Source organism: Winogradskyella pacifica (assembly GCF_013403915.1).
Classification (GTDB): domain Bacteria; phylum Bacteroidota; class Bacteroidia; order Flavobacteriales; family Flavobacteriaceae; genus Winogradskyella; species Winogradskyella pacifica.
The window spans coordinates 99,501-112,710 of sequence record NZ_JABFDI010000003.1; the positions used below are offsets into that span (position 1 = coordinate 99,501).

Annotated in this window: 15 protein-coding genes; 4 read left to right on the top strand and 11 right to left on the bottom strand. The window is 32.8% G+C overall.

The window, feature by feature from the left end; all coding sequences use genetic code 11:
* The first annotated feature begins 9 nt into the window (after positions 1-9).
* Entirely contained in the window at positions 10-1,092 is a 1,083-nt protein-coding gene (locus HM984_RS03860) for a glycosyltransferase (protein ID WP_179348188.1), read from the top strand.
* A gap of 9 nt (positions 1,093-1,101) precedes the next feature.
* Positions 1,102-1,509 (top strand): sugar 3,4-ketoisomerase, encoded by a 408-nt coding sequence (locus tag HM984_RS03865; RefSeq protein ID WP_115807578.1) that lies wholly within the window; start codon positions 1,102-1,104, stop codon positions 1,507-1,509.
* Here HM984_RS03865 and HM984_RS03870 read toward each other — a convergent pair.
* The 11 genes from HM984_RS03870 to HM984_RS03920 form a co-directional block, all read right to left on the bottom strand.
* A complete protein-coding gene (locus HM984_RS03870; RefSeq protein WP_179348189.1) occupies positions 1,494-2,414 on the bottom strand; it encodes a glycosyltransferase family 2 protein in 921 nt (306 codons plus the stop codon). The genes HM984_RS03865 and HM984_RS03870 overlap by 16 nt on opposite strands.
* Positions 2,415-3,311, bottom strand: a complete 897-nt coding sequence (locus HM984_RS03875; RefSeq protein ID WP_179348190.1) for a glycosyltransferase family 2 protein — start codon at positions 3,309-3,311, stop codon at positions 2,415-2,417. It lies immediately after the preceding gene.
* A 49-nt stretch (positions 3,312-3,360) separates the two neighbouring features.
* Positions 3,361-4,044: a cell division ATP-binding protein FtsE gene (locus HM984_RS03880; protein WP_115807575.1), complete on the bottom strand. Its 684-nt coding sequence runs from the start codon at positions 4,042-4,044 to the stop codon at positions 3,361-3,363.
* A gap of 104 nt (positions 4,045-4,148) precedes the next feature.
* Complete coding sequence (gene trpB, locus HM984_RS03885) at positions 4,149-5,336, bottom strand: tryptophan synthase subunit beta (protein ID WP_115807574.1); 1,188 nt, start codon at positions 5,334-5,336, stop codon at positions 4,149-4,151.
* Between the two features lie 393 nt (positions 5,337-5,729).
* Positions 5,730-6,347 carry a phosphoribosylanthranilate isomerase gene (locus HM984_RS03890; RefSeq protein WP_179348191.1) on the bottom strand — a complete coding sequence of 206 codons (618 nt, stop codon included), beginning with the start codon at positions 6,345-6,347 and terminating at the stop codon, positions 5,730-5,732.
* A gap of 167 nt (positions 6,348-6,514) precedes the next feature.
* Positions 6,515-7,303 (bottom strand): indole-3-glycerol phosphate synthase TrpC, encoded by a 789-nt coding sequence (gene trpC, locus HM984_RS03895; protein WP_179348192.1) that lies wholly within the window; start codon positions 7,301-7,303, stop codon positions 6,515-6,517.
* Positions 7,300-8,292, bottom strand: coding sequence for an anthranilate phosphoribosyltransferase (trpD, locus tag HM984_RS03900; protein WP_179348193.1), 993 nt, complete (start codon positions 8,290-8,292; stop codon positions 7,300-7,302). Before trpD ends, trpC begins: the two co-directional genes overlap by 4 nt.
* Before the next feature lie 421 nt (positions 8,293-8,713).
* Entirely contained in the window at positions 8,714-9,286 is a 573-nt protein-coding gene (locus tag HM984_RS03905; RefSeq protein ID WP_179348194.1) for an anthranilate synthase component II, read from the bottom strand.
* An 86-nt stretch (positions 9,287-9,372) separates the two neighbouring features.
* Positions 9,373-10,773, bottom strand: a complete 1,401-nt coding sequence (locus HM984_RS03910) for an anthranilate synthase component I family protein (RefSeq protein ID WP_179348195.1) — start codon at positions 10,771-10,773, stop codon at positions 9,373-9,375.
* A 282-nt stretch (positions 10,774-11,055) separates the two neighbouring features.
* Positions 11,056-11,625, bottom strand: coding sequence for a YceI family protein (locus HM984_RS03915; RefSeq protein WP_179348196.1), 570 nt, complete (start codon positions 11,623-11,625; stop codon positions 11,056-11,058).
* Positions 11,626-11,627: 2 nt separating this feature from the next.
* Positions 11,628-12,086 (bottom strand): MarR family winged helix-turn-helix transcriptional regulator, encoded by a 459-nt coding sequence (locus HM984_RS03920; RefSeq protein WP_179348197.1) that lies wholly within the window; start codon positions 12,084-12,086, stop codon positions 11,628-11,630.
* A 346-nt stretch (positions 12,087-12,432) separates the two neighbouring features.
* Here HM984_RS03920 and HM984_RS03925 point away from each other — a divergent pair, with 346 nt between their 5' ends.
* Together HM984_RS03925 and HM984_RS03930 are read left to right on the top strand one after the other, a co-directional pair.
* The gene (locus HM984_RS03925) at positions 12,433-12,750 is read left to right on the top strand and encodes a rhodanese-like domain-containing protein (RefSeq protein ID WP_115807567.1); all 318 of its coding nucleotides are present in this window, start codon (positions 12,433-12,435) and stop codon (positions 12,748-12,750) included.
* A gap of 17 nt (positions 12,751-12,767) precedes the next feature.
* On the top strand, positions 12,768-13,178 hold the full coding sequence (locus tag HM984_RS03930) for a rhodanese-like domain-containing protein (RefSeq protein WP_115808390.1): 411 nt from the start codon (positions 12,768-12,770) through the stop codon (positions 13,176-13,178).
* The last annotated feature ends 32 nt before the right edge of the window (positions 13,179-13,210 follow it).

Below are 13,210 nucleotides of genomic sequence, written 5' to 3' on the forward strand. Positions count from 1 at the left end.
TAATCGTTAATGCCAAAAGTTAAGAATAAAAAGATTTGTATTGTTGTTTCTTCCTTGGGTAAAGGCGGCGCAGAACGCTCTTCTGGCTTATTATCGCAAATACTTTTTGATGTTGGTTATGATGTGCACGTAGTTAGTGTGCTTAATGATATAGAATTTCCATACAAAGGGAAACTGCTTAACCTTGGAGAATTAAAGGATGAAAATGATACCACCTTTGGAAGATTTAAAAGATTAAGAATTTTAAAAGCCTATTTAAAACAGCATAACTTTGATTATGTCATTGATAATAGAACAAGAATTGGGACTTTAAAAGAATATATTATTTCACAGTTCATCTACAATCCTAAGAAAACGATTTATTGTGTTAGAAGTTATAATGTAGATTTATACATAAATCCTAATCGATTTTTAGGAAAATTAATATATAGTAATGCCTATAAAATTGTTGGTGTTTCTAAGCTTATTGCTCAAAAAGTAAAGGAAGATTATGGGGTAAGCAATGTCACTTCTATTTATAATGCAATTAACTTTAAAACTGAAGTGATAACAACGGAAACAACTGAGGACTATATCCTGTTTTTTGGACGCTTAGATGATGATGTAAAAAATATTTCGTTGTTGTTAGATGGCTACTCAAAATCAAAACTACCGAGTCAGAATATTAAACTTAAAATTTTAGGAGACGGTAAAGATTTAGAGAAATTAATAAGTAAAACTAAAGATCTTTATTTAGACGCTTCTGTAGAGTTTCTAGGTTACAGTCCTAATCCTTCAGCAGTAGTTAAATCGGCGTTGTTTACAGTATTAACAAGTAGGTATGAAGGTTTTCCTAGATCGATTATAGAATCCATGGCGTTGGAAACTCCTGTGATTTCAGTCGATTGTAAATCTGGTCCAAATGAAATTATTCAAAATAACCACAATGGTCTTTTGATAGAAAATTATAATTCAGATGCATTAGCAGAGGCGATGAACCGCCTTTTTGAAGATAAAGATTTATACTTGCATTGTAAACAGAATTCTAAATTGAGTGTTTCGCAGTTTTCGGAAGAAAATATAGCAGCACAATGGCAATCTATTTTAAAGTAAAACCTTAATATGAATACAATAAACGACGTAAAAATAATTGACATTCCTAAGGTACATGATGAGCGTGGTTTTTTAGCCGTAATAGAAAAAGACGCTATTCCATTTGCAATAAAACGTGTGTATTATTTATACGATGTACCAAGTGATAGTTTTCGAGGTGGACATGCGCATAAGGAACAAGAATCGGTGATTATTGCTTTGAGTGGAAGTTTTGAAGTTCTTATAGACGATGGTAAGACTAAAAGACGAATCATGCTTAATAAACCTAATCAAGGCTTATATATACCCACAGATATTTGGAGAGAAATCGATAATTTTTCTTCTGGCTCTGTTTGCTTAGTGTTAGCTTCTACAGAATATGATGAAGTTGAATATATAAGAGATTACGATGATTTTAAAAATCAGCTTTTAGGATAAATTAAACGTTCTCCTTTTAATGATTGTAATTTAAGCAAGAGTTGAAGCAACCATTTAGGTGACTTAAGAAGCAAGCGCTGTCTAGTACTAATATTCTTACGGTCTAAATGTGATGTGTAATACAAAAAACTCTTATTATCATTTTGTAACTTACTTAATACGGCCATCGAGTATCTATTACGATCTAAGAAATCTTTTAAAGAATTATTGGTTTTTTCATATTCAAAATAGGAGTCAAAATTTGGTTTTTTTTCTAAATCGAAATTTGTATTCGATAGGCTATAATCGTCATGGTGATAATAGGTCAAGAGCTTATTAATAAATAGGATCTCAAAATGAAGCCCAAACCTAATCCACATGTCAGTATCTTCTCCGGTAATAAGTGATGTATCAAAAACTCCACTTTTCTCTATAACTGATTTTTTGAAAACGACACTAGAACTTGTAAGAAGTGTGTATTTCTTGCTGGCTTTAAAATAATTATAAACTCCGTAAAGTTCGGTTTGTGTGAAGCTATATGGCACAGGAACAACTTTATTCTCATATTTTTGAGCTATAGCAGCAGAAAAAATATTTATGTTAGGAAATGCGGTGATAGCATCAAACATGTATTGCAAATAGGATGCATCCCAAGTGTCATCTCCATCTAAAAGTGCAATATAGTCAGTGGTTGCCGTTTTTATTCCTGTATTTCTAGCATTTGAAGCTCCTTGGTTTTTAATGCTTAGAAGTCTTATACGATGGTCGTCAAAACTGTTTATAACGGCTTCGCTCTTATCTGTAGAACCATCGTTAATAATAATAACCTCAAAATCTTTGAAACTCTGATTCAGAACACTTTTAATGGTGTGTTGAATATAGTTTTCCTTATTATAAACCGATATGATTACAGAGAAAAATGCCATTTATCTTTTCGATTTTAAAGTGCAATAATAACTTAATCGGTACAAATCAAAAATCATGAGCGAAGGGTTTTTACCAAGTAGGTTCTTTCTGAAAGTAGCTTCAAACTTATAATAAATAGAGGCTAGTACTTTTGAAATGACGTTATCCTTAACTTTTGAATAGATATTTGTAATTCGAGTGTAATTAGATGGTAATAAATCTTGATTGATAAATAGATTTATCGCTTCAACCGAGTCTAATGATTTTTGTAAAAAAATCTTACTGTCTTCAAGACCAAGATGGTAAACAGGATTTTCTATATGTTGTATTCTAATGTTTGCTTCCTTTAAATTATAGGAAAACAAGGTGTCTTCATGCCGTAAGTTAGGAATATCTTCATTAAAACGAACCGTATCAAAAACACGTTTATGTATTAAGAAGTTTAAGGTTAAAAAGCTCAAATATGTGTTTTTGTTTCGAACTTCGGCAGATAAGGCTTCTCGTTTATTTCCATAAATCCAACGTAAGAGTTGAGCATCATCTACATGTTTTTCTTGATATAAAATACCACCATAAATAACATCTGATTGTTCAGAAATAGATTTAAGATAGGTACTTATAAAATCATCATTTTTGGGAATGACGTCTGCATCTAGAAAAAGGCACCAGTCGTATGTTGCCTTTTGAGCAAGCTTATTTCTTATAGCACTTCGGCCGATATTCTTTGGCAGAATATGATACTCAGAATGTGAAAGTGTATTTATAATGTTATTATACTCCTGAAATTTAATATCGTTAGAACAGTCATCATAACACAATATTTCAAAAGGGGTTTCCGACGTAATTAACTGCTTATGTACTTCGGAAACGAGTTCTGAAATATTATAATTATAAACAGGAATTAATACAGAAATCATAAGATTTTACAAAGGTTAACCAAGAACTTAAGAGCGTTACATTGAAGATTTAACTCTTACGTTGTACAACTTCAAAAACTTTGTTCTCGTCACATTTTAATGTTTTGCTCGGATACTTTAAAAGTAAAGCATAATCGTGTGTGGCCATTAAAATAGTATTGCCATTTTTATTAATATCTTGTAATACTTCCATGACTTCAACACTGGTTTGTGGATCTAAATTCCCGGTTGGCTCATCGGCTAAAATCAATTCAGGATCATTTAACAATGCACGTGCAATAGCAATACGTTGTTGTTCTCCACCAGAAAGTTCATGAGGATATTTAAAGCCTTTGGTCTTCATTGCCACCTTATCTAAAACTGTATCTATACGGTCTTTAATACGGTCTTTTTCTTTCCAACCTGTTGCTTTTAACACAAATTCTAAATTTCCAATAATCGTACGGTCTGGTAGTAATTTAAAATCTTGAAAAACGATACCCAATTTCCGTCTTAAAAAAGGGATGTCTTTTTCTTTCATGGTTTTTAAATTGAAATCCACAATTGAACCTTCTCCTTCTGTTAATTGTAAATCACCATAAAGCGTTTTCATGAAACTACTTTTTCCACTTCCTGTTTTACCAATAAGATAGACGAAATCGCCTTTCTTCATTTCAAAATTCACCTTAGACAGCACCATACTGTCACCTTGATAAATTGTAGCATCTCTAAGTTCTAAAACTGTTTCGGACATATTATAGATATAAATAATTGGTAACTGTAAATGTATTGCTTAAAATTTCAAATCCAAAACATAAGTTTTAAATTCCAATTTAGAATTCTATTTTCAACCAACAACTACAAATCAAAATAATCAATATAGTTCTGCAAATCCTTATCACCACGACCAGATAAACTAATCACCACAACGTCGCTAGGTTTAAAAGTTTTATGTTTAAAAATAGCCAAAGCATGCGAACTTTCAATAGCCGGGATAATACCTTCCAACTTTGTTAATTCTAAGCCAGAGTTCATCGCTTCATCGTCGGTTGCTGAATAAAATTCACCACGACCTGTTTTATACAAATGTGAATGTAGTGGTCCAACACCAGGATAATCTAATCCTGCAGAAATCGAATACGGCTCTGTAATTTGTCCGTCTTTGGTTTGCATTAATAAGGTTTTACAACCATGAATTATACCTTCTTTTCCTAATACAGAAGTTGCTGCACTTTCACCGGAGTGAATACCTTTTCCTGCAGCTTCTACAGCAATAATACCAACATCTTCATTGTCTAAAAAATGATGATAGGTTCCTGCGGCATTACTTCCTCCGCCAATACAAGCCACAACGTAATCCGGATTTTCTCGACCTTCTTTTTCCTTTAATTGCCATTTTATTTCTTCGGAAATCACCGATTGAAATTGCGTAACCATGTCTGGGTAGGGATGTGGACCAATAGCAGAACCAATAATGTAATGGGTATCAACCGGATTGTTAATCCAATCGCGAATAGCTTCATTAGTGGCATCTTTTAAAGTTCGACTACCAGATAATGCAGGTACCACTTTGGCGCCTAACATTTTCATTCGGGCGACGTTGGGTGCTTGACGTGCAATATCAATTTCTCCCATATAAACCACACAGTCAATACCTGTTAAAGCACAAACAGTAGCGGTTGCAACGCCATGTTGACCAGCTCCGGTTTCGGCAATAATTCTGTTTTTGCCTAAACGTTTTGCCATCAGAATTTGACCAATGGTATTGTTGATTTTGTGGGCTCCAGTATGATTTAAATCCTCACGTTTTAAATACACTTTGGTATTGTATTTTTCTGAAAGACGTTTCGCAAAATAGAGTGGAGAAGGACGACCAACATAATCTTTTAAAAGTTGATTGAACTCTTCTTGAAACGAAGGTTCAGCCATAATCTTTAAATAGTTTTGACGCAATTCTTCTACATTAGGATAAAGCATTTCGGGAATGTATGCTCCACCGAATTCTCCGTAATAGCCTTTTTCGTTAATTTTGTATGTGTTTTTCATAAGCCTTTGTCATTCCTGCGAAGGCAGAAATCTATTATTTTCATTGTGGATCACGCTTTTTTGCGTGATGTGGCAATCTGTTTCTTTATTTCTTTCCGTTCATTTTGTCTTGAAACACTATTAAATAAAAATTGTCCAGTGGACGATTTTTGTTTAATACAAAACCAAAAATTCAAAACGATTTATTAGGAAATTGCTAAAGCACCATTCGCTTTCAAAGCTACATGCTTGAAGCTTCGCTTCGCAGTTCCGCTTTTTCGCTCTTTATTTCTGAAAATCGTTGTTTCCGACGCTGTCGGAATTTGGGACACTCTTATATGCTAATTTTTGCTTTCCTCCCAAGTTGTTTTAATTTTTGCTAACAGCTAACAGCTAACAGCTAACAGCTAACAGCTAACAGCTAATTACATTATGTTTAAACGTTTTCAATTCCTCCACATTCTTCAATCCAGGTTCTATTTCAAATTTACTATTCACATCAATAGCATAACAGAACTTTGAAGCCGGACTTTCTTTGAATTCTTTTATTTTTTCAATTTCATGTAATCCAATACCTCCACTTAAAAAATAAGGTTTGCTTGATGGATACTTTTCTAATACATTCCAGTTGAACGTGTAACCGTTTCCTCCTGGTAATTTTCCTTTGGTATCGAATAAAAAATAATCACAGACATCTTCGAAAGGTTGAAGCACATCAAAGTTGAATTCATCTTTAATGCTAAACACCTTTATAACCTCAACAGTATTTATAGCAGCACAATATTCTGGCGATTCGTGACCATGAAATTGAACGGCTTGTAAGTTGAATGTCTTAATAGTGTCTTGTACAATTTCTAGTTCTTCATCCACAAAAACACCAACTTTTTTAATTGATTTTGGCAATTCAGGAATACTAGAATCAAAATGTCTGGCTGATTTTTTATAAAATATAAAACCGAGATAGTCAGGTCGCAAATTAGCCACAGTTTCTAGGTTCTCCTTATATTTCATGCCGCAGACTTTTAGTTTCATATATTCCAGCGAAAGCGGGAATCTCACCACGCTTTTTAATTTTTGTCATTCCTGCGAAGGCAGGAATCTATTTATTTCTTTTCGATATAATTTTTTCGTACTTCAAATAGCACTCGAAGTGACGTTAAAATTAATTTGTTTCTTTTCTATTTTAGACCTGCTAGGTTTTATAAACCTGCTAGGTCTTTTATAAATTGAGTAGCACTGGCTCCAGGATTATCTGTTTTCATAAAGTTTTCGCCGATTAAAAAACCTTTAAATCCATAAGGCTGTAATTCTTTGATGGCGTCCACCGAACTAATACCTGATTCTGATACTTTTACAAAATCATTTGGTATCAATGCACTTAATTGTTTTGAGATATCTAAACTGACTTCAAATGTTTTTAAATTTCTGTTATTCACACCTAACATATCTAAAGATGGCATAATGGACTTATGTAATTCGTCTTCGTTATGGACTTCTAATAACACATCAAGTTTTAGGCTTTTAGCTAATTCAGAAAACTGCTTAATCTCAGCTTTAGTTAATATGGCTGCAATTAGTAAAATAGCATCTGCACCAATGGCTTTGGCCTCAATAATCTGATATTCATCAATAATAAATTCTTTTCGAAGCAAGGGCAATTCGCAATTTTCTCGGGCAATCATTAAGTCGTCCATGGAACCACCAAAATAAATCTCGTCTGTTAAAATAGACATGCCACATACTCCTGCGTTTTCGTAACCAATGGCAACATCTTCTACCAAAGCAGTATCATTTATAATGGATTTAGAAGGTGACTTACGTTTAAACTCTGCAATAATACCAGTCTGACTTGCTCTTAATTTTTCTGACAATGACCTTGTTTTCATTCCGAAATAAGGTAGCTGTTCATAAGCTTTTATAGGAATTAGTTCTTTTTTAAGATTAACCTCCTTGCGTTTGTCTATTACTATTTTGTCTAAGATGTTCATTTGCTCAATTCAATTAGTTTATCTAAACTTTGTTTTGCTTTTCCACTAACAAGAGATTCTTTCGCCAATGCAAATCCTTCCTTGTGTGAAATTTGCTTGGCTGTAGCAATGGCTAGTCCGGCGTTAGCACACACCACATTGTGCTGTGCTTCTGTACCTTTATAATTGATAACACTTTTAAAAATTTCAGCAGCCATTTTGATACTGTTTCCGCCAAAAATTTCAGATTGTTGGATTTGTTTGACTCCTAATTCATGCGGTTCAAATAAGGTTTCTGAAGTATTAGAAATCACTTTCGTTTTTCCTGTTAACGAGATTTCATCATAACCATCTAAAGCATGTACAATCGCATAGTTTTTATCAGATTCTTGATATAAATAACTGTATAATCGCAATAATTCAAGATTAAAAACACCAACCATTTGATTTTTTGGAAATGCAGGATTGACCATGGGGCCTAACATATTGAAAAAGGTTTTTACACCCAATTCTTTTCGTATAGGAGCTACGTTTTTCATAGCAGGATGAAACAAAGGTGCATGTAAAACGCATATTCCGGCTTCATCTATACTACGTTTTAAAAAGTCGGTATCACTTGTAAATTTAATCCCTAAATATTCCATAACATTCGAAGATCCACAAGCCGAAGACACACCATAATTACCGTGTTTAGTAACATGAACTCCAGCACCTGCTGTAACAAATGATGATAAGGTTGAAATATTAAAAGTATCTTTTCCGTCACCTCCGGTTCCGCATAAATCGATAGTCTCGTAGTTATCTAAATTTACTGGAATACATAATTCTAATAATGCGTCTCTAAAACCTCGAAGTTCTTCTGTGGTGATACTTCGCATCATATAAACGGTTAAGAATGATGCAATTTGACTTTGATTATATTTTCCTTCGGATATGTTGACCAAGACGTTTTTGGCTTCTTCACTAGAGATGCTTTCTTGGTTAATGAGTCTGTTTAATAATTGTTTCATATCAATGCCTGCGAAAGCAGGTATCTTTTTTTTATTTGTTCTTATTTTCTTTTGTTCATTTGCCTTGATGCAAACGAACCAAAAATCACGATCAAAATTAGGAATTACTCGTCTATTTATATTTTTTCAATAAGGAATTCGTGAATGCAAAACATTTGCTAAAGCATCATTCACTTTCAGAACTTCGTGCTTGAGGCTACGCCTCGCATCTTCGTTCTTTCGTTCATTATTTCTGATTTTTGATGTTTCCGACTATGTCGGAATATGGGACATTATTTTTTACTAAATATTGTATTCTTCCCAAATTATATTTTAATTTTTTCTCACTTCTCACTTCTCACTTCTCACTTCTCACTTCTCACTTCTCACTTCTCACTTCTCACTTCTCACTTCTCACTTCTCATTTCTCACTTCTCACTTCTCACTTCTTACTGTTTACCCAATTTTCTAAAATCTGTTTTCCATTAGGTGTCAACACCGATTCCGGATGATATTGCACACCTTTAACGTCGTAAACTTTATGCCTTAATGACATTATTTGTCCGTTGTCGTCAAAAGACGTAGCTTCTAAACAATCAGGTAAATTGGCATTAACGACCCATGAATGATATCTGCCCACTTCAAAAGTTTTGCCTAAGCCTTTAAAAAGGGATTCGTCATCAACTGAAAGTGTAATGCTAGTGGCTACACCATGATACACATTATCTAAATTTTCTAATGAACCACCAAAAACTTCACCAATAGCTTGTTGTCCTAAACAAACACCTAAGATACTTTTGGTTGGAGCATAAGTTTCTATAATCTTTTTTAATAAACCGGCTTCATCTGGGACTCCAGGTCCTGGAGATAACACAATTTTATCAAAAGCATCGACTTCTTCTAGTGTTAGTTTATCGTTTCGTTTTACGGTGACTTCACAATCTAAATCTTCTAAATAATGAACTAAATTGTATGTAAAACTGTCGTAATTATCTATGACTAATATTTTTTTCATCGCAATGTTCCGTGAAACGGAATATCTTTTTAATTATACTTCAATTTTTTAAATAGATCCCTGCCTATGCAGGAATGACAGCTAACTCAAATTTCCTCAGCCTGTTCAATCGCTTTCGTCAATGCTCCTAATTTATTATAAACTTCTTGCAATTCACTTTCAGCTTCAGATTTGGCAACTATTCCTGCTCCTGCTTGCCAAAATAATTTATGATTCTGACTTAAAAATGTTCTAATCATGATGGCATGATTAAAATTGCCATTAAAATCCATAAAACCGATAGCTCCTCCATAATAACCTCTGCTTGTTTTTTCATACCTTTCAATCAACTGCATGGCTTTGTGTTTTGGTGCTCCACTTAGAGTTCCGGCAGGAAATGTGTCTGCAACCACTTGCATGGTATCGGTATTTTTGTGAATTGTACCTGTAACTTTACTCACTAAATGTATCACGTGAGAGAAGAATTGTACTTCTCTATAATTTTCGACAGTAACATTGCTTCCGTTTCTACTTAGGTCGTTTCTTGCCAAGTCAACTAACATCACATGCTCACTGTTTTCTTTGTCGTCTTTTATTAATTCTTCAGCTAATTGAGCGTCTTTTAGGTCGTTTCCACTTCGCTTAAAAGTACCAGCAATAGGATGAATTTCGGCTTTACCATCACTAACCACTAATTGTGCCTCTGGAGAGCTGCCGAAAATTTTAAAATTCCCATAATCAAAATAGAATAGGTAAGGGGATGGGTTAATACTTCTTAAGGCTCTGTATACATTAAACTCGTCTCCGCTAAATTGTTGCGAAAATTGTTTAGACAATACCAATTGAAAGACATCTCCACGGCCACAATGCTTTTTTGCGAGTTCTACATTTGCTTTATATTCCTCATCTGTAAGATTAGATTTAATGTCTCCTTTGGGTTTAAAATCGTAAGAGGCATATTGTCTCGTTTGGATCAATTGTAAAATGTCGTCAATGTTATTTTCGCTATGAAAACAATGCGCAAAAATATAAGCTTCATTTTTTTGATGATCTATAGCGATGATATTTTGATAAACAGCGTAGTATATTTCAGGAATAGAAACAGAATTGTCTTTTTTTGAAATTTCGATATCTTCAAAATACTTTACCGCATCATAAGCCGTGTATCCAAAAATTCCATTATTGATAAACTTGAATTCTTTGTTTGAATCTACTTTAAAACGTTGTGTAAACTTATGAATCTCTTCAATGACACCAACGGTTTGAATTAAATTGCTCTTAGAGCTTCCATCAGGATAGGTTTGAGAAATTGTATCACCTTCCACTTTTATAGAAGCGATGGGGTTGCAGCAGATATATGAAAAATTGTTGTCGTTTGCATGATAATCACTACTCTCTAACAGAATACTATTTGGGAATTTATCTCTAATTTTAAGATAAATACTAACTGGCGTAATAGTGTCTGCTAATATTTTTTTGTAATGTGTGTTTAAACTAAATGTTTTCATCTTTGCTGAATTTATTTCAGTATTCGGTTAAATTAAAAAAGGCTTGTCGTGAATGACAAGCCTTTTTTTTATATAAGTATTACATACCAAGGATTAGTTCACGAACGTAAGTTTGAGAAATTCCACCACCAAGTATGATTTGTATTTATTTTCATCTGAACATCAAAGATAGAAATCAAAATTCGGATTTCAAACACTTTAGGAAAAAAAGATTCCTGTTGCGGTAAATTTCAGGCAGACAGGAATCAAAATTTAAATATTACTAAATGTATTTATTTTGGATTAAAACTTAAGCGTCACATTTAAATCAAATTCGTCATAAATTGCTTTATCTTTTATCGTTTCTAAGATAGAAGGTGATTTGTAAGTAATATTATGTTTCGTTCTGTCAATCTTTAAATTTGCAGTTGCTGTGTTATCTTTAATTAGTAAAGGAAAAGAAATAGCTTCTGTTTTTCCTTTAATGGTAATGTTAGCTTTTACGTTGAAATTTCCATCTTTACCTGTAACAGATGTAATGTCTAAAGTCGCCGTAGGGAATTCTTCTACACCAAAGAAATCATCAGATTTTAAATGGCTATCTAATTTCCCTTTGTATTCTCCATCGAGATCTGTACTACCAAGAGTCGTCATATCGATAGTGAAGTTTCCTCCTGTTAAGGTTTTTCCATTAAAAATTAATGAACCACTTTTTAAGTCAATAGTTCCGGTATGTTCGCCACCTACTTTATAGCCTTTCCAAATTACTGAGCTCTCTTTAACTTTTACGGTTTTGTCTTTTAACGTTGTGTAAGACATAAATGATAATGCTAAAATGAATAGCATAGCAATGTTTGAATTTCTGTTTTTCATAATTATTTCTTTTTAAGTTTTATTAAAAGGGTATTCAATTGTATTAACTCTTTTTGAGTCAAGTTTTTTGTGATGTTTTTTTCTGTACGATTTATAATTGGGTCCACTGTTTTTAAAGTTTCTAAACCCATATCTGTAATGACGATTTCAACTTTTCTTCTGTTGGTTTTACAAATGGTACGGTTTACAAATTTTTTTTTTATTAGCTTATCAACTAATCTTGTGGTATTACTCATTTTACTTACCATACGTTCTTGTATGTCTTGTAAGTTTATAGCATTTCCATTTTGACCTCTTAAAATTCTAAGGACATTAAATTGTTCTAAGGATAAATCGAAAGGTTTTAGCTCTAATAATAAATCATCCTTCATCCATGTTGTGGTGTGAAAAATATTTATGACTGTCGCTGTTGGTATTGGCAAATCAGCTTTTGTTTTTAGTATGTCGTTTAATTCTTTCATGTACAACAATTGTATATACAAATGTATGTGTTTTATTGATATGTGAAATTAATATTTTGTTAAATTTAAAACGTGTAGGTTTTAATTATTTTGAAGTTCATGACTTTCAAAAAAAGATGTACTAAAAGAATGATACAAGAGTTATATATAGGATGCTATTAGTCTAATACTAAAAGAACATCGTATAAAAATGAATAAAAAGCGAGTAATTAGCTGTATTATTACAATAGATTCTTACGATAAAGGCAGAATATGTTAAAAAATGAATCTGAAATGTAACACTTCTGATTTTTTTACGTCTATATCATAATGGAATGTTAATTTTGCTAAAAATTAAGAATAAAGAATGGCTGATTTATCACAAGAAGAATGGACAAAACAACTCAAAGCAGACGATAATGCAGTTGTTTTAGATGTAAGAACACAAGATGAGATTGATTTAGGGATGATTCCTAATGCAATTCATATAGATATATTTAAAGGACAAGGATTTATACACGAAGTAGAACAGTTAGATAAAACAAAAAACTATTATGTGTATTGTAAATCTGGTAATAGAAGCGGACAGGCTTGTGCTATTATGAATCAATTAGATATTGAAAATGCTTATAACCTCTTGGGTGGTTTTAGCGAATGGCAAGGTGAGGTTGCCCACAATCAATGATTTTAAAACACACAAAAATGTATAGAGTATTTGTAATATGTTGTTTGTTGTTAACACTAGGCGTTAGCACAAGTTGTTTAGACAGTAGTCCGGCGGACTCTGAAATAAAGCTAATAACAGCTGACGAAATGCAATCTATTTTAGAATTAGAAGATGTGCAATTAATTGATGTAAGAACCCCCAAAGAATATGAAGGTGGTTACATTGCTAATGCGCAAAATATAGATTTTATGTCACCTACTTTTGATGATGACATTACAAAATTAGATAAAAATAAACCTGTGATATTGTACTGTAAATCTGGAGGTCGAAGTGCTAAATGTGCTAAGAAGATGAAAGATGCAGGATTTAAAAAGATTTACGATCTTAAAGGAGGAATTTCTAAATGGAAATTTTCCGATGGAATCAAAATTGAAGAAAAATCGTAACAAACTAACCGAACTTAATGTTCGGTTTTTTT